Below are 17179 nucleotides of genomic sequence, written 5' to 3'. Positions count from 1 at the left end.
TATGAGTAAAAGATTAAGAAAGCCGATCAAAAAAGAGAAAGATTTCTCTGATAAAATATTAAAAATATTGTCGCAAAGTGCTAATAAAGCATTCAATTATAAACAAATAGGTGCAAAGCTGGAACTAGATGATACCCAAAGTAGAAATCAAATTATAAAAGATTTGAAGATTCTGGCTTCTCAGGATAAAATTATAGAATCGGAACCTGGAAAATATTTAGTAAAAGCGGTTAGCAAAGACTATTACGAAGGTAAGATTGATATGACTGGTCGTAAAACAGCTTATTTTGTTTGTGCAGATTTAGAAGAAGATGTCTTCATTCCTACAAATAATTTAAATCATGCTTTAGATAAAGATATTGTAAAAGTATATGTTTACAATCGAAGAAAAGGGAAAAGGCCTGAAGGAGAAGTGATTGAAGTAATTGAAAGAAATAAAACTGATTTTGTTGGTGTAATTGATATCCAGAAAAATTTCTCTTTTGTTTCTACTGCCAATCCGAAAATGTACACGGATATTTTTATTCCAAAAGATAAAATAGGAGAAGCAGAGCAAGGTGACGTGGTGTTGGTTCATATTGAAGATTGGCCAGACAGAGCAGATAGCCCTTTCGGAAAAGTAATTAAGGTTTTAGGGAAACCAGGAGAACATGATACGGAGATCCATGCTATTCTTGCGGAGTACGGTTTACCGGCAGAATTTCCTATTGAAGTTGAAACATATGCTCAAAAAATAGATACATCAATAGAAGCAAGTGAAATTGCTAAACGTCGTGATATGCGCGATACGTTGACTTTTACGATTGATCCCAAAGATGCAAAAGATTTTGACGATGCACTATCATTTAAAAAATTAGAAAATGGTAATTACGAAATTGGTATTCATATTGCTGATGTTTCGTATTATCTTGAAGAAGGAACAATCTTGGATGACGAGGCGTTTCAAAGAGCTACTTCTGTTTATTTAGTGGATAGGGTAGTACCAATGTTACCGGAAGTGTTATCAAATTTTGCCTGTTCGTTACGGCCAAATGAAGAAAAATATACCTTTTCAGCCATATTCGAAATTACTGAAAAATCACAAGTGGTCAATCAATGGTTTGGCAGAACAGTAATTTTTTCAGACCAGCGATTTTCTTATGAAGAAGCGCAATATATCATAGAGACTAAAGATGATATTATTCCAGAAGAAATTTCAATCACTGGAAGTTCGTATCAGGTTTCAAAAGAAATTGTGTCAGCTACTTTAAAACTGGATGAATTAGCTAAAATTTTTAGAAAAAGAAGAATGGCCGATGGAGCAATTTCTTTTGATAAAGTAGAAGTAAAATTCAATTTAGATCAAAATGGTGAGCCGCAGGGCGTTTATTTTAAAATATCAAAAGATGCTAATCATCTGATTGAAGAATTTATGCTTTTGGCTAATAAAAAAGTGGCAGAATTCATTGGAAAACAAAAGAAAACATTCATTTACAGAATCCACGATGAACCCAATGAAGATAAATTAATTGCCATGCAAACGGTGATTGCAAAGTTTGGCTATAAAATTGATTTTCGCAATAAAGGTGATATTTCTAAATCATTGAATGCTTTGATGGAAGAGGTAAATGGTAAAAAAGAGCAAAATTTAATTGATACGCTGGCGATTAGAAGTATGAGTAAGGCGAAGTATTCTACTGATAATATTGGACATTATGGTTTAGCATTTGATTATTATTCTCATTTTACATCACCAATTCGACGATATCCTGATGTAATGGTGCACCGATTGTTGCAGCATTATTTGGATGGAGGAAAATCAGTGGATGAAGAAACCTATGAAACGAAGTGTTTACATTCTTCCACAATGGAAGGTTTAGCTACAAATGCGGAACGGGATTCTATCAAATACATGCAGGTAAAATACATGCAAGATCATCAGGATCAGGAGTTTTTAGGTGTAATTTCTGGTGTGACGGAATGGGGAATTTATGTGGAAATTATAGAGAATAAATGTGAAGGAATGTGTAGAATAAGAGACATAAAAGATGATTATTACACATTTGACGAAAAACAATATGCACTGACTGGCGCAACTTCAGGTAAACTATTACAATTAGGAGATGAAATTTACGTTAAAGTAAAAAATGCTGATTTAGTTAAAAAACAACTGGATTTTAATTTTATAAGAAGAATTGAAGAACAATTAAGGTAAAAAAAGATGAAAAAATTAGTGATTATTGCTTTTGTATTAGTAAGCCAAATAACAATTTCCCAGGTAACCAGAAACTTAGGTGATTTTGATCAATTGAAAGTATTTGATAAAATCAATGTAAAATTAATATCATCCTCGGAAAATAAAGTTGTTATAACAGGTGATAGAGCGGATGAAGTGGAAACAGTAAATAAAAATGGAGAATTAAAGATAAGAATGCCGTTTCCACAATTATTATCAGGAAATAATATTATTGTAAAATTGTATTTTAAAAATATTGAAGGTATCGTTGCAAACGAAGGAAGTTATATTTCAGCAGATGCAACATTCAAACAAACCATACTGGATTTGAATGCGAAAGCAGGATCAGAAATAAACATTACTATAGATGTTGATAAAGTGAATGTAAAAGCGAATGCAGGAGGGATAATTGAATTATCAGGAAAGGCATTAAATCAGGATGTACTTATTACTTCCGGAGGAATTTTAAAAGCAGCTGATTTACATACTTCACAAACTTCAATAAGCGTTGCTGCGGGAGGAAAAGCAGAAATCTATGCTACAGCATTAGTAGACGCGAAAGTTAAAGCTGGCGGATCGATTTATATTTATGGAAAACCAAAACAAATTAATAAAGAAGTTTTCATTGGTGGTACAATCATAGAAAAATAATAGTTTTGCAATTCTATATTTGATAAACTTTAAATTTTAATGATAAACGATATTCTGTCCGGTATTCCTTGGGGAATTTTTTTAAGTTTTATGGTTGGTCCCGTTTTTTTTATATTACTTGAAACTAGTATTATAAAAGGTTTTAGGGCAGCATTAGTTTTTGATTTGGGAGTTGTTTTAGGGGATATTGTTTTTATTGGAATTGCATATTTAGGAAGTTATAGATTAATTCAAAGTTTAAAAGACAAGCCAGCTCTTTTTATTTTTGGCGGAATATTGATGTTAGTTTACGGTATAATTTCTTTTGTAAGATTAAAAAAAGAAGAGAAAATAAACACTGAAGCAATAGATAATGAGATTATAAGAAAGAACTATGGAAGTCTTTTTTTTAAAGGATTTTTATTAAATATTATCAATATTGGAGTTCTTGGCTTTTGGTTAGCGATCATTATTTCTGTAGGACCAAAATTAGAAATGCAAACGTCCAGAATGACCACTTTTTTTATTAGTGTAATAGTATCTTATTTACTTATTGATTGTATTAAAATAGTATTAGCCAAACAATTAAAGACAAAATTAACACCAAATAATATTCTTAAAATAAAGAAAGGAATCAGTATTGTGATGATGATTTTTGGAATGGTTTTAATAACACAAGGATGGTTTCCGAAGGAAAAAGAAATGGTGAAAAATGCATTTGAAAATATTGATAATTAAAAGAGTATAATGATAATTTTCTTTATCAAAAAGTAAAAAGCCTTGATTCTAAATTAATAGAATCAAGGCTTTTTGCTATAGTAAGATTATATAAAATAATACTTTTTCCAGTGTAAGAATAGAATAATTATATGATTTTAAATAATATTTTATTCCTTACAGGGTTTGTAATTCTTAGTATTTATAGGAATACAAGTGCACTTAAGCTTGAGAAAAATAGTATAGTAGTTTGATATTTAACGGGTATTTTTCTTAAAAATTGGATAAAAAAAAACCTCCAAATTGCTTTGAAGGTTTTTGAGGCATCGTCCGGATTCGAACCGGAGTAGGAGCTTTTGCAGAGCCCAGCCTAGCCGCTCGGCCACGACGCCGTAGTTGAACGGATGGCAAAAGTACTTAAAAAGTTTATAGTTTAAAAGTTTAAAGTTTAAAAATTTCAAAAAAGATTTTTTTAATTTTTTTGAAAGCTTTTAAATTAACTTCTGTATTCTTCCATTTCTATTGTAACTGCTTCGACGTCACCACCAATAGGTGGATTTAATTTTGAAACACCTAAAATAACTCTTGAAATTTCTGGAACTTCTTTCAAAATTCTAGTGATAATGCGTTGTGCAACATGTTCTAATAAGTTCGCTCTGATAGCCATTTCTTCAACGACTATTTGATTCAAAAGCACATAATCAACCGTGTCAACAAGATTATCAGTAATTGATGATCTTCTTAAATCTGTTTCTACTTTTAAATCAACTGAATAATCAGAACCAATTTTTCCTTCTTCAATCAGGCAACCATGGTAGGAGTAGGTTCTGATATTTTTTAGTTTTATAAATCCCATTTTTTTACTGTTGTAGTGTTAGATAAATACTATTTTACAATCCGTGAAGATTTAATATCTATATTTATTAAGTCTATTTATCTAAAATCTATTTTTTATCTTTGCTAAAATTAAACAAAAAAATGTCAACCGAAGAAAAATCACTCCATTTTATAGAACAAATCATTGAAGACAGTTTAGCGAATGGTTTTCCGCAAGATAAATTACGTTTTCGTTTTCCACCGGAGCCTAATGGGTATTTACACATTGGTCACGCTAAATCTATTTGCTTGAATTTTGGTTTGGGACTAAAGTACAATGCACCAGTTAATTTACGTTTTGATGATACGAATCCTGCTAAAGAGGAACAGGAATATGTAGATGCGATCAAAGAAGATTTGAAATGGTTGGGATTTAATTGGACAGAAGAATTGTATTCTTCTGATTATTTTCAACAGTTATACCAATGGGCGGTTGCCATGATTAAGAATGGAAAAGCCTATATAGACAGTCAGTCTTCGGAAGATATGGCTGCTCAAAAAGGAACGCCGACACAATCTGGAGTTGATGGACCTTTTAGAAACCGTTCTGTTGCAGAAAATCTAGCTTTATTTGAAGGAATGAAAAATGGGGATTTCCCAGAAGGAAGTCATGTTTTACGTGCTAAAATTGATATGGCTTCGAAGAACATGCTTATGCGTGATCCTTTGATGTACCGTATTTTACACCGTCATCATCACAGAACAGGAAATGATTGGAATATTTATCCAATGTATGATTATGCGCACGGGGAAAGTGATTATATCGAACAAATTTCACATTCGATTTGTACATTAGAGTTTGTAATGCACCGTGAATTATACGATTGGTTTTTAGAACAGATTTATGATTCAGATAAAGTGAGACCACACCAATACGAATTTGCTCGATTAAACTTGAATTACACGGTGATGAGTAAACGAAAACTCTTGCAATTGGTTCAAGAGAATATTGTAAATGGATGGGACGACCCAAGAATGCCTACAATTTCCGGGTTAAGAAGAAGAGGATATACTGCGAATTCTATTCGTAAGTTTTGTGATATTATAGGTGTTGCCAAAAGAGAAAATATTATAGATTTTTCACTTTTAGAGTTCTGCTTACGGGAGGATTTAAACAAGACAGCGCCAAGAGTTATGGCAGTTTTGGATCCCATTAAATTGGTGATTACAAATTATCCTGAAAGTAAAGAAGAATGGTTAGAAGCCGAAAATAATCAAGAAGATGAAAGTGCTGGTTTCAGAAAAGTACCTTTTTCAAAAGAATTATTTATTGAAAGAGAAGACTTTTTAGAAGAAGCTCCATCTAAATTTTTCCGATTAAGTCTAGGAAGAGAAGTGCGTCTTAAAAATGCCTATATTATTAAAGGAGAAAGTGTTATAAAAGATTCCGTTGGAAATATTATTGAAATTCATGTGTCTTATGATGAAGACAGCCGAAGCGGAAGTGGGAGTGAAGCCAGTCAAAGAAAAGTGGCCGGTACCCTGCATTGGGTTTCTATAAAACATGCTTTAGAAACTGAAGTTCGTTTGTATGATCGTTTATTTATTGATGAAGCTCCGGACAGTCATAAAGAGAAGAATTTCTTGGAGTTTATGAATCCTGATTCTTTGCAAATTGTAAAAGGATTTGTTGAGCCAAGTCTAGCAGCGGTAAAATCGGGAGAAAAATTCCAATTTCAACGTTTGGGTTATTTCAATGTTGATAATGATACAACTGAAGGAAAAATTGTCTTTAATAAAACTGTTGGATTGAAAGATGCTTGGGAAGAAAAAGGCAAGAAAGAAGAAAATTTATTGATGAATACCCAGAAAGAGATCAATAAATATGTAAAAGAAAAAGACGACAACAATGCTAATTTGGTTTTAAAGAGCATTGTTGCCAACATAAAAAGTATTGATAATTACAGTTTGATTATTCATACTATAGTCAAAAATATTAAGAATGATAATAACTCATTGTTGTTCTCTAATTTGGTTTTGCATCATTCGGATAAAGTACAAATAAAAGATATTGAAGAAGAATCATTGACAAAATTATATGCCATGTCTTTAAAAAGTCAAATGGCTGCCGTTAGAATTTTAGCTATTCAGAATTTACAAAATGATTTGAATAATTTTACTCTTTTCGAATCACAACTTTCAGAATTGACAGCGAATGAAAAAAATGAAAAAGTATTGGAAGTATTAAATAGCCTAAAATTTTAAGCATAATATTAAGTATAGATATAAACAATGAAAAGCGCTTTTATAAGGCGCTTTTTTTATTATTGTCAATTTCTATTAAAATTTAGTTTATTATAAAATTTATCAATTAAAAAAGACATAAATAAATTAAATTTAAAGCCTTTTTTTTAGTTTTACGAGTTTGTATATGCTTGATGTAAATTTGTTTCAACAGCGTGTTTTATTTCGCTTTTTAGCCTTGTTTAAAATAAATTAACTGCTTGTTAACAGCAATATGTTAATAAAATCCGTAATTTTAGATTATTAACAATCAAAAATTGAATATCATGGCGAACAACGCAGGGAATACATTAATCGCTCTATTAACAGGTGCAGCCATTGGAGCTGGAATAGGAATTTTGTTTGCTCCTGATAAAGGTTCCAGAACAAGAGAAAAATTTAAAGATGGTTATGATGATGCAAAAAAGGATTTAAAACATAAATTCGAAAATGCATCAAATGAATTGAAAAGCACATTTTCTTGTGATAAAAATAATTTGCAAGATACTTATGAAGATATGATTTCGAATGTGAGTCATAAAGCGGAAGATGTGATTTCTTTTTTAGAAACTAAATTGGCGGAACTGAAAGAAAAAAATGCCAAACTTCAAAAATAATATTAGTTGCTTTTCGTAATGGGTACTAAAAAACAAAAATATGGCTTTTGAAGAATTAAAAGAAAATACGGAAAATATTCAAGAACAAGTGCAAGCCTTCATAGAAAGCAATGTCTCGTATTATAAATTATGGGGTTTTAAAGTAGCAATGAAGTCTACCACCATGATTCTTAAGTTCACATTGATTTTTTTGTGTTTTGGCATGGTTTTGTTATTTTGTTCTATAGCGGGAGCTTTGGCAGTAGGTAATTATTTAGATAGTTATCCGTTAGGATTTTTAATAATCGGTGGCGTCTACCTTATTGTAACAGCTTTTTTATTTTTAATTAAAGACAAAATCGTTGAAGGGTCAATAATGGAAAGATTTTCAGAAATATTTTTTAACGACTAAATTATGGAAGCCAAAACGTATTCTTCATATGCTCAAATTGAAAGAGAGCTCGAAATCTTAAAGATTGAAAAGGAAATCAGTTATCAAAAATTAGTTTTTGGTGTTAAGAAAACAAAAGAGAGCTTTACACCCCAAAACATTGTAAGTGATTTAATAGGAACGTATAGTTCTGCAATTCCTTACGGAACCATAGTATCAACGGCGCTTCCTTTTATACTTAATAAGGCGGTGCCATTTGTAAAAAATTGGTTATCTAAAAGAAAAAGAGGCAGTTAAGCCTCTTTTTCTTTTAAACAACCAGCATTGTTATAGTTCTATTTCAGGATTCTCTGGCTCTTGTGGAGATTGATAAGGGGAATGCTCATCTGTTTTTGGTTTTGACTTTCTACTCTTTTTCTTCATCATTTCACCTACTTGATTTGATGCAGAAAATGAAGCTACCATGTTATTGAGCATATCACTTCCGGCTTGAGGAGAATTGGGTAATAAAATCAAATTAGAATTAGTGTCTGCACCAATAGCCTGTAGCGTATCATAATGTTGCGTAACTACGATCAAAGCCGAAGCTTCCTGAGAGTTTATACCCACTTTATTTAAAACGTCTACACTTTCTACCAGACCTCTTGCAATTTCACGTCTTTGGTCAGCAATACCCTGTCCTTGTAAACGTTTACTTTCTGCTTCAGCTTTGGCTTTAGCCACAATTCTAATTCTTGATGCTTCAGCTTCAAATTCCGCAACGGTTTTTTCTCTATCTGCTGCGTTAATTCTGTTCATCGCATTTTTCACCTGAATATCCGGATCGATATCGGTTACCAAGGTGTTGATAATTGTATAACCATAAGTGGTCATCGCTTCGTTTAATTCCCTTTTTACAGCAATGGCTATGTCATCTTTTCTTTCAAAAACATCATCTAATTTCAGTTTTGGAACTTCAGCACGAACGACATCAAATACATAAGAAGTGATTTGATCGTGTGGATATTCCAGTTTGTAAAAAGCATCGTAAACCGTTTCTTTTACCACCATAAACTGAACTGAAACTTTTAATTTCACAAAAACGTTATCTTTGGTTTTGGTTTCGATAATAACATCAAGCTGTTGGATTTTTAAATTTACACGTCCTGCAATTCTATCAATTAGAGGAATTTTAAGTTGTAAGCCTGATTGTCTAATACTTAAAAATTTTCCGAATCGTTCAACAACAACAGAGGTTTGCTGTTTGACAGTAAAAAAAGCAGAGAGGAAAATAAATAGTCCGAATACAAGAAAAATAATTAATGGAATGTCCATAGTAAAAAATAGATTAGTTAAAAAAATTACTGTTAAATTACAAAAAAACTTTAGGTTTGTGTTTGTTTAATTTAATTTTATGAAAAAGAGATATCTTACTTTAGTTTTTATTTTAATTTCCGTAACTGCTTTTGCTCAATATGATTATAGGGATTCTAATAGAATTGGTATTAGTTTTGGAGTGAATCAATTTACTTTGAATACAAATGATTTCCATACTAAACCTGCTATAGGATGGAATGCCGGACTTTCTATGCGAGGGAATTTCTATAACAATTGGGATATGGTTTATGCGATGCAGTTTAGTGAAAATAATTTTTCAGTAGCTACAAGAAGCCTTTTTTTATCAAATGAAGATGTAAATTATAAACTGGCTTCTGCTCAAATATCATTGCAGTTGAGTTATAAACTTATCGAGAATGTTTTGAGTGTTGAGTTTGGACCGTTAGTTCAGATAAATGGAAAATTTAAAGTAGCTGCCGAAAACGAGAATAATGTAATTTCAGGAACCACGTTGCTTGCTAAAGATATTGTGGATATTTCCAAGTTTAATTTTTATCCAACAGTTGGGATTACTTTTGGAGTTCGCCATTTTAGAGCTAGTATTTCGTATCAGTATGGTATTACCAATATGCTTGAAAATTTGAACAATAAAAATTTAGGAGTAAATTTAAAAGGAAATCCAGGAATTATAAATGGAAATTTGATTCTTTATTTATAAAAAAAGCCCCCAAATGGAGGCTTTTCTAACTTTATAAGGTTGCTATTGCTTTTTGAATTCTAGTAATCGTTTCATCTTTCCCAATTACTTCAACGATATCAAATAGGTGAGGGCCTTTTAGCGCTCCAACCAAACTGAGGCGAAACGGTTGCATCACTTTACCCATTCCAATTTCATTTTTTGTCATCCAATCTTTTACAATTGTTTCGATATTAAGAGAATTGAAATCAGTTATTTCTTCAACAACAGATATCAATTCCTGCATTAATGCCGGTGTTTCTGCTTTCCAGTTTTTGCTTGCTTTTTCATCATAAGATGTTGGAGCCAGAAAAAAGAAATCACTTAGTTCCCAAAATTCTGAAACAAAATGAGCACGTTCTTTTATTAAAGAAACAATTTTTGTTATTTCTACGAAAGAAAAATCACGAACAATATGCTTCGAAGCAATAATAGGAGCAAAGGCGTTCGCCAAATCCTCATCTTTCTGTTTAATCAAGTATTGATGGTTGAACCATTTGTTTTTTTCCGGATCAAATTTAGCTCCGGCTTTATGCACACGGCTTAAATCGAATGCTTCAACTAATTCATTCAACGTGAATAATTCTTTATCGGTTCCGTCGTTCCAGCCTAATAACGCTAAAAAGTTGATAACTGCTTCTGGAAAGAATCCTTTTTCTCTGTAACCAGATGAAACGCCTTCTGCGGTTTTCCAATCTAACGGAAAAACAGGAAATCCCATTTTGTCACCATCGCGTTTGGATAATTTTCCATTTCCAACGGGTTTCATAATCAGAGGCAAATGAGCAAATTGGGGTGCTTCCCAACCAAAAGCGCGGTACAATAAAACATGCAAAGGCATCGATGGTAACCATTCTTCACCACGAATTACATGCGAAGTTTCCATTAAATGATCATCCACAATGTTCGCCAAATGATAGGTAGGCATTCCATCGCTTTTAAATAAGACTTTATCGTCTAAAACACTAGTTTCAAATTTAACATCACCACGAATAATGTCATGCAAATGCAAGGTTTCATTAACCGGAGTTTTAAAACGAATCACATAAGCAGCACCATCAGCTATTCTTTTGGCAGTTTCTTGTGCAGAAATTACTAATGAAGTATCCAGTTTTTCTCTGTTATGGTGGTTGTATATAAATGTTTTTCCTTGTTCTTCCTCTTGTTTTCTATAAGCGTCTAAAGCTTCAGTTGTATCAAAAGCGTAATATGCATCACCAGAATTTATTAATTCAGCAGCATATTGTTGGTACATATCTTTTCTTTCACTTTGGCGGTATGGACCAAATTTTTCATTTTTACCAATAGTCTCATCTGGCGGAATTCCTAGCCATTCCAACGCTTCTATGATATATTCTTCGGCACCTTCAACAAAACGATTTTGATCTGTATCTTCAATTCTCAAGAAGAAAACTCCATTGTTTTTTTTGGCAAACAAATAATTGAATAATGCGGTACGAACTCCGCCAATATGTAAAGGTCCCGTTGGACTTGGTGCAAAACGCACCCGAACTTGTTTAGACATTGCTGTAAATTTTTTTGCGAAGATACAAATTCGAGTAATCAATTGGATTATTTGAAAATAAGATAATACAACACTAATCCTTTGATGCTTTTTAACATTTCTTTATTCATTTAAATTATTACTTTTATTGGTTAGAATAAACAAAGCATAGATTTTGGAAACGCAACAGTTGATTTATATAAAATTGGAAGCTTTCATTAGGAAGTTTTACACAAACGTATTGATACGAGGAACTATTTTCTTTATCGGTTTAGGATTGTTGTATTTTCTTTTTACGCTTTTTGTGGAATATTTTCTATGGCTTAAGCCAATGGGAAGAACTATTTTATTTTGGGTTTTTGTAGGGGTGGAAGTTTACTTGTTAACCCGATTTATTATATTTCCAATATTTAAATTATTAAGACTCCAAAAAGGAATTGATTATAATGAAGCCTCAGCTATTATTGGAAATCATTTTACCGAAGTAAGTGACAAGTTGACAAATTTCCTTCAATTATCGAATCCTGCTGAACATCAAATCAAATCGGAATTATTAGTAGCATCAATTGAACAAAAAGCAAATGCGTTGCAACCGATACCATTTGGCAATGCCATAAATTTCAATACAAATCAGAAATATTTACCTTTAGCAATTATTCCTATTTTGTTTTTAGCCTTTTTTTATTTTTCTGGAAACAGCAGTGTGATTTCACAAAGTTTGAATAGAGTAGTGCATTTCAATTCGGCTTTTTTACCTCCGGCTCCTTTTAAATTTGTGATTTTAAATAGGAATCTGGAAACTGAACAAGGTAAGGATTTTATACTTCGTGTTACAACGGAAGGAAAAGTCGTTCCGGAGAATGCAATGATTTTCATAGGTGAGGAAAGTTATTTTATGGAAAGCACTAAGAGAGGTGTGTTTGAATTTAAAATTCTAAAACCTTCTGAAAATATTTTGTTCCACGTGGAGGGAAATGCAGTTTCTTCGTCGGATTACGAATTGAAAGTAATTACGGTTCCATCGATTGCTAATTTCGAAATGCAATTGAACTATCCGTCTTATTTGAATAAAAAAGCGGAGCAAATTAAAGGTACTGGTAACGCTATTATTCCAGAGGGAACTCGTGTAACTTGGAAAATGCATACACAAGCGACAGATAAAGTGGATTGGGTGGAGGACAGGTCTAATTTTACTTTTTTAAAGACAGAAAGCACCTTTTCTTTATCTAAATATATACTGCAAAATACAGATTACCAAATAATTACTTCAAATTATAAGGTGAAAAATTTCGAAAAACTTAATTATCAGCTTACCATCGTTAAAGATCAGTGGCCAACGATTAATGTACATAATGCGCCTGATAGCTTGAAGGTTGCTAAGAGCTATGTTTTAGGTCAAATTGCAGATGATTATGAATTGTCTAAACTTCAGATTGTTTATTACGAGAGAGACAAGCCAGAAACTGTCAGACGTGGAACAATTGCCATTAAGAAAGGTGCTGTTGATCAATTTGTATTTTCTTTTCCAAGTAACCTTCCTGTAGAGCAGGGCGTGTCCTATGATTATTATTTTGAAGTTTTTGATAATGATGCAATTCATAATTTTAAGAGTTCAAAGTCCTCCGTTTTCTCGAATCGAGTAGCTACCGATGAAGAGAAGGAGGATTTGATTTTGCAGCAGCAAAATGACAATATCAATAGTTTAGAACGGTCTTTAAAAAATCAGGATAAACAAATCTCTGAAATGGAGAAGTTGCAGAAAACGGGAAAACAGAAAGAAAACCTAGATTTTAAAGACCAACAAAAAGTTAATGATTTTATCAAGCGCCAAATGAAACAGGATGACTTGATGAGAGAATTCACAAAAAAGATGAATGATAATTTGGAGCACTTTAAAACCGATAAAAAAGAGGAATTAAAAAAAGAGCTTCAAAAAAGAATGAGTAAATCCGAAGCAGACCTAGAAAAAAATAAAAAACTTTTAGACGAGTTGAAAGAACTGAATGATAAAATTCAGAACGAGGAGTTGTTGTCTAAGTTGGATAAATTTAAACAAAACAGTAGAAATCAAACTAAGAATTTAGAGCAGTTGGTTGAATTGACCAAGAAATATTATATAGAAAAGAAAGCGGAACAATTAGGAAATAAACTGGACAAACTTTCTGAAAAAGAAGAAAAATTATCTAATGAAGATAAAGAAAATAGTTTGGATAAACAAGAGGATATCAATTCTGAGTTTGATAAAATACAGAAGGATTTAAGTGATTTGGAAAAAGAAAATAAGGAATTAAAAACGCCTATCGATCTTCCAAATGATGCTGCAAAGGAAAAAAGCATTGGTGATGATTTGAATAAAGCATCGGAAGAATTAAAGAAAGGACAAAAAGAAAAAGCGAAACCTAATCAAAAAAATGCGGCTAAGAAGATGAAAGAGATGTCGCAAAAAATGGCACAAAGTTTGGAGGGTGCAGCTATAGAACAATTGCAGGAAGATGTTGAAATGTTGCGACAAATTTTAGATAATTTGTTAGCTTTTTCTTTGTCTCAGGAAGATTTGATGAACCAATTCAAAAGCCACAAATCGGGTTCTCCGGCTTTTAATAAAAACATAAAAATTCAGCAGGATCTAAAGCAACAGTTCAAGCATGTTGATGATAGTTTATTTGCGATGTCATTGCGAAATCCTAAAATTGCAGAGGATATCACTAAAGAAATTGGTAATGTGATTTATAACGTTGATAAATCTTTAGCTAGTTTAACAGAGGGTCAAGTGCCAAAAGGATTGTCACACCAACAGTACACTATTTCTGCAGCTAATAAGTTAGCAGATTTCTTAAGTGACATGCTAAATAATATGCAAATGCAAATGTCAGGAACGGGTGCCGGCAAACCGAAACCTGGTCAGGGAAAAGGAATGCAATTGCCGGATATTATTAAAAAGCAAGAAGGTCTTGGTGCTAAAATGAAGGAGGGAATAAAGAAAGGAGAGGCGCAAGGAGATGGAAAAAAAGGGCAAGATGAGAAATCAGAAAAACCTGGAGAAGCGAACCAGGAAGGAGATGGCGGTGAAGGAGATGCACAGGCGATAATGGAAATTTATAAAGAACAAAAGCAATTGCGCGAAGCTTTGCAAAACGAACTTAATAAACAAGGTATAGGCGGAGATGGACAAAGCGTTTTGGAGCAAATGAAGCAGATTGAAAAGCAGTTGTTGAACAAAGGTTTTAAGAACGAAACGCTGCAAAAGATATTGAATGTTAAACAGGAATTGTTGAAATTGAATTCAGCTGTTCAGCAGCAAGGAGAGGAAAATAGACGTCAGTCTGAAACTAATAAAAAGCAATTTAACAATCAATCTAATGCACTGCCAGCTGCGTTATTAGATTATTTGAATAGCATTGAAATATTAAATAGACAATCCTTACCTTTGCGGTCGAATTTTAATCAAAAGGTTCAAGAATATTTTAATAAAAAATGATCAATTTTAATTACGAATCTGACTTTAATCTAGACAACGAAGAAGCTATTGCAGCTTGGTTGGGAAATGTTATTGCCTCAGAAAATAAAAAAGAAGGAGAGATAAATTATATCTTTTGTGACGACGAATATTTACATAAGATCAATCTGGAGTATCTTAATCATGACACGTTAACAGACATAATCAGCTTTGATTATTCTATGGGTAATGAATTACATGGCGATGTTTTTGTTTCCGTTGAGAGAGTTAAGGACAATGCGGCTGATTTCAAGGTTTCTTTTGCAGAAGAATTAAAGCGTGTATTAGTTCATGGGATTTTACATTATTGCGGATACAAGGATAAAGGGGAAGCAGAAGAACTTTTGATGCGCTCTAAAGAGGATGAAAAAATAGCTATGTTTCACGTGGAACAATAGGGTGTTTTTGTGGTTCAATTTCAAAGTGTTTCACGTGGAACATACGGTTTGAAATTAAAAGGTTATTACAAGATGTTTCACGTGGAACAAAAATAGATTTCAAAATTACAATCCTATAGGGGTTAAATTACATAAGAAGATGTTTTTAAATGAATATGATGTCATAGTTGTTGGTGCAGGCCATGCTGGTTCTGAGGCTGCTGCCGCAGCTGCAAATCTGGGTTCAAAAACCTTATTGGTTACAATGAGCTTGCAGAACATTGCCCAAATGTCATGTAATCCCGCGATGGGTGGAATTGCAAAAGGTCAAATTGTACGTGAGATTGATGCTCTTGGCGGATACTCAGGTATTGTATCGGATAGAACTGCCATCCAGTTCAAGATGCTGAACAAGTCTAAAGGTCCTGCGATGTGGTCGCCACGAGTTCAAAGTGATCGCATGCGTTTTGCAGAGGAGTGGAGAATGATGTTGGAAGGAACTTCAAATCTGGACTTTTACCAGGAAATGGTTAAAGGTTTGATTATCGAGAATGGAAAAATAAAAGGAATTCGTACTTCTCTTGGGGTGGAAATAAAAGCTAAATCGGTTGTGTTGACCAATGGAACTTTCCTGAACGGGTTGATTCATATTGGTGAAAAGCAATTTGGTGGAGGTAGAGCAGGAGAGAGTGCTGCTTATGGAATTACCGAAGATTTGGTTAATGCGGGTTTTCAGTCGGGAAGAATGAAAACAGGAACGCCTCCCAGAGTGGATGGACGTTCTTTGGATTATTCTAAAATGAATGAAGAAAAGGGAGATGCGAAGCCGGACAAGTTTTCGTATTCTGACGTGACTTCGCCTTTGATTCATCAAAAGTCGTGTCACATGACGTATACCTCTCTTGAGGTTCACGATATTTTACGTGAAGGTTTTGATCGTTCTCCAATGTTTAATGGAAGAATAAAAAGTCTTGGACCGAGATATTGCCCGTCAATTGAAGATAAAATAAATCGTTTTGCTGATAAAGAAAGACATCAATTGTTTGTTGAACCAGAAGGATGGAATACGTGTGAGGTATATGTTAATGGTTTTTCAACATCGCTTCCTGAGGATATTCAGTTTAAAGCGTTAAGTTCTGTAGTTGGATTTGAGAAAGTAAAATTCTTTCGTCCCGGATATGCAATTGAATATGATTATTTCCCGCCGACACAATTGAAACATACGCTAGAAACAAAGTTGGTGGAGGGGTTGTATTTCGCGGGGCAGATTAACGGAACTACTGGATATGAAGAAGCGGCTTCTCAAGGATTGATGGCTGGAATAAATGCGCATTTAAAAGTGCATGAAAAAGCACCGTTAATTTTGAAAAGAGATGAAGCTTATATCGGAGTTCTTATTGATGATTTGATAACTAAAGGAACAGAAGAGCCTTATAGAATGTTTACTTCTCGTGCAGAATACAGAACGCTATTGCGTCAGGATAATGCCGATTTCAGATTAACGCCGATGTCTCATGAAATAGGCTTGGCTTCAGAAAAGCGTTTACGCAGAATGGAACACAAATTAAACGAATCTGAAAAAATGGTGGCTTTCTTCAAAGAAACGAGTGTTTCAGTTGCGGAAGCCAATCCTGTGTTAGAATCAAAAGATACAGCACTGATTACGCAAGGGGATAAAATGTTTAAAGTATTCTCGCGTCCGCAAATTGATTTGGAAGATATCATGAAATTTGAAAAGGTTGCGGCTTACGTTGCGGAGAACGATTTGGATCAAGAAATTTTGGAGCAAGCGGAAATCCAAGTAAAGTATTCTGGTTATATCGAGAAAGAAAGAAATAATGCAGATAAACTACTTCGGTTGGAAGATGTAAAAATCCCTGAAAATTTTGATTATGATAAAATCAAATCCATGTCAATAGAAGCAAAGCAAAAATTAAGTAAAATTCGTCCAGTAACAATTTCCCAAGCATCAAGAATCAGTGGTGTTTCACCAAGTGATGTTTCGGTGTTGTTAATTTATATGGGACGTTAAGGTTTAGATTTAAATATAAAGATCAATTTGTTCCACGTGAAACTACTGTGTAAAGCCGTGCTGTAGTTA

14 protein-coding genes and 1 tRNA gene are annotated in these 17179 nt (G+C 33.1%); 11 read left to right on the top strand and 4 right to left on the bottom strand.

The window, feature by feature from the left end:
- The first annotated feature begins 1 nt into the window (after position 1).
- Genes rnr through ACNQGN_RS04050 form a run of 3 tightly spaced genes read left to right on the top strand, consistent with a single transcriptional unit; the run spans position 2 to position 3583 of the window.
- Positions 2-2194 (top strand): ribonuclease R, encoded by a 2193-nt coding sequence (rnr, locus tag ACNQGN_RS04060; protein WP_417986574.1) that lies wholly within the window; start codon positions 2-4, stop codon positions 2192-2194.
- A gap of 6 nt (positions 2195-2200) precedes the next feature.
- Complete coding sequence (locus ACNQGN_RS04055; RefSeq protein ID WP_417986573.1) at positions 2201-2866, top strand: head GIN domain-containing protein; 666 nt, start codon at positions 2201-2203, stop codon at positions 2864-2866.
- Positions 2867-2905: 39 nt separating this feature from the next.
- A complete protein-coding gene (locus ACNQGN_RS04050; protein ID WP_417986572.1) occupies positions 2906-3583 on the top strand; it encodes a LysE family translocator in 678 nt (225 codons plus the stop codon).
- A 300-nt stretch (positions 3584-3883) separates the two neighbouring features.
- Here ACNQGN_RS04050 and ACNQGN_RS04045 read toward each other — a convergent pair.
- Together ACNQGN_RS04045 and folB are read right to left on the bottom strand one after the other, a co-directional pair.
- Positions 3884-3954 (bottom strand) — tRNA-Cys (locus ACNQGN_RS04045).
- A 104-nt stretch (positions 3955-4058) separates the two neighbouring features.
- On the bottom strand, positions 4059-4418 hold the full coding sequence (gene folB / locus ACNQGN_RS04040; RefSeq protein WP_417986571.1) for a dihydroneopterin aldolase: 360 nt from the start codon (positions 4416-4418) through the stop codon (positions 4059-4061).
- Between the two features lie 122 nt (positions 4419-4540).
- Here folB and ACNQGN_RS04035 point away from each other — a divergent pair, with 122 nt between their 5' ends.
- From ACNQGN_RS04035 to ACNQGN_RS04020, 4 genes are all read left to right on the top strand, one after another.
- Complete coding sequence (locus ACNQGN_RS04035) at positions 4541-6643, top strand: glutamine--tRNA ligase/YqeY domain fusion protein (RefSeq protein WP_417986570.1); 2103 nt, start codon at positions 4541-4543, stop codon at positions 6641-6643.
- A 305-nt stretch (positions 6644-6948) separates the two neighbouring features.
- Positions 6949-7278 (top strand): YtxH domain-containing protein, encoded by a 330-nt coding sequence (locus tag ACNQGN_RS04030; protein WP_417986569.1) that lies wholly within the window; start codon positions 6949-6951, stop codon positions 7276-7278.
- Between the two features lie 40 nt (positions 7279-7318).
- A complete protein-coding gene (locus ACNQGN_RS04025) occupies positions 7319-7669 on the top strand; it encodes a phage holin family protein (RefSeq protein WP_417986568.1) in 351 nt (116 codons plus the stop codon).
- Between the two features lie 3 nt (positions 7670-7672).
- Positions 7673-7945, top strand: a complete 273-nt coding sequence (locus ACNQGN_RS04020) for a DUF6327 family protein (protein ID WP_417986567.1) — start codon at positions 7673-7675, stop codon at positions 7943-7945.
- Between the two features lie 30 nt (positions 7946-7975).
- Here ACNQGN_RS04020 and ACNQGN_RS04015 read toward each other — a convergent pair whose 3' ends face one another.
- A complete protein-coding gene (locus ACNQGN_RS04015; RefSeq protein ID WP_417986566.1) occupies positions 7976-8962 on the bottom strand; it encodes an SPFH domain-containing protein in 987 nt (328 codons plus the stop codon).
- A 79-nt stretch (positions 8963-9041) separates the two neighbouring features.
- Here ACNQGN_RS04015 and ACNQGN_RS04010 point away from each other — a divergent pair, with 79 nt between their 5' ends.
- The gene (locus tag ACNQGN_RS04010) at positions 9042-9683 is read left to right on the top strand and encodes a porin family protein (RefSeq protein ID WP_417986565.1); all 642 of its coding nucleotides are present in this window, start codon (positions 9042-9044) and stop codon (positions 9681-9683) included.
- A 31-nt stretch (positions 9684-9714) separates the two neighbouring features.
- Here ACNQGN_RS04010 and gltX read toward each other — a convergent pair whose 3' ends face one another.
- Positions 9715-11226, bottom strand: coding sequence for a glutamate--tRNA ligase (gene gltX / locus ACNQGN_RS04005; protein WP_417986564.1), 1512 nt, complete (start codon positions 11224-11226; stop codon positions 9715-9717).
- A 154-nt stretch (positions 11227-11380) separates the two neighbouring features.
- On the opposite strand from gltX, the gene ACNQGN_RS04000 reads away from it, so the two are divergent.
- The 3 genes from ACNQGN_RS04000 to mnmG all read left to right on the top strand — a co-directional run bounded on the left by ACNQGN_RS04000 (position 11381) and on the right by mnmG (position 17110).
- A complete protein-coding gene (locus tag ACNQGN_RS04000; protein ID WP_417986563.1) occupies positions 11381-14683 on the top strand; it encodes a hypothetical protein in 3303 nt (1100 codons plus the stop codon).
- Positions 14680-15099 carry an rRNA maturation RNase YbeY gene (ybeY, locus tag ACNQGN_RS03995; RefSeq protein WP_417986562.1) on the top strand — a complete coding sequence of 140 codons (420 nt, stop codon included), beginning with the start codon at positions 14680-14682 and terminating at the stop codon, positions 15097-15099. Before ACNQGN_RS04000 ends, ybeY begins: the two co-directional genes overlap by 4 nt.
- A gap of 139 nt (positions 15100-15238) precedes the next feature.
- The gene (gene mnmG / locus ACNQGN_RS03990; RefSeq protein ID WP_417986561.1) at positions 15239-17110 is read left to right on the top strand and encodes a tRNA uridine-5-carboxymethylaminomethyl(34) synthesis enzyme MnmG; all 1872 of its coding nucleotides are present in this window, start codon (positions 15239-15241) and stop codon (positions 17108-17110) included.
- Positions 17111-17179: the final 69 nt, after the last annotated feature.

The organism is Flavobacterium rhamnosi, assembly GCF_048286515.1.
Lineage (GTDB): Bacteria > Bacteroidota > Bacteroidia > Flavobacteriales > Flavobacteriaceae > Flavobacterium.
This window is presented reverse-complemented; position numbering and strand designations above follow the sequence as displayed.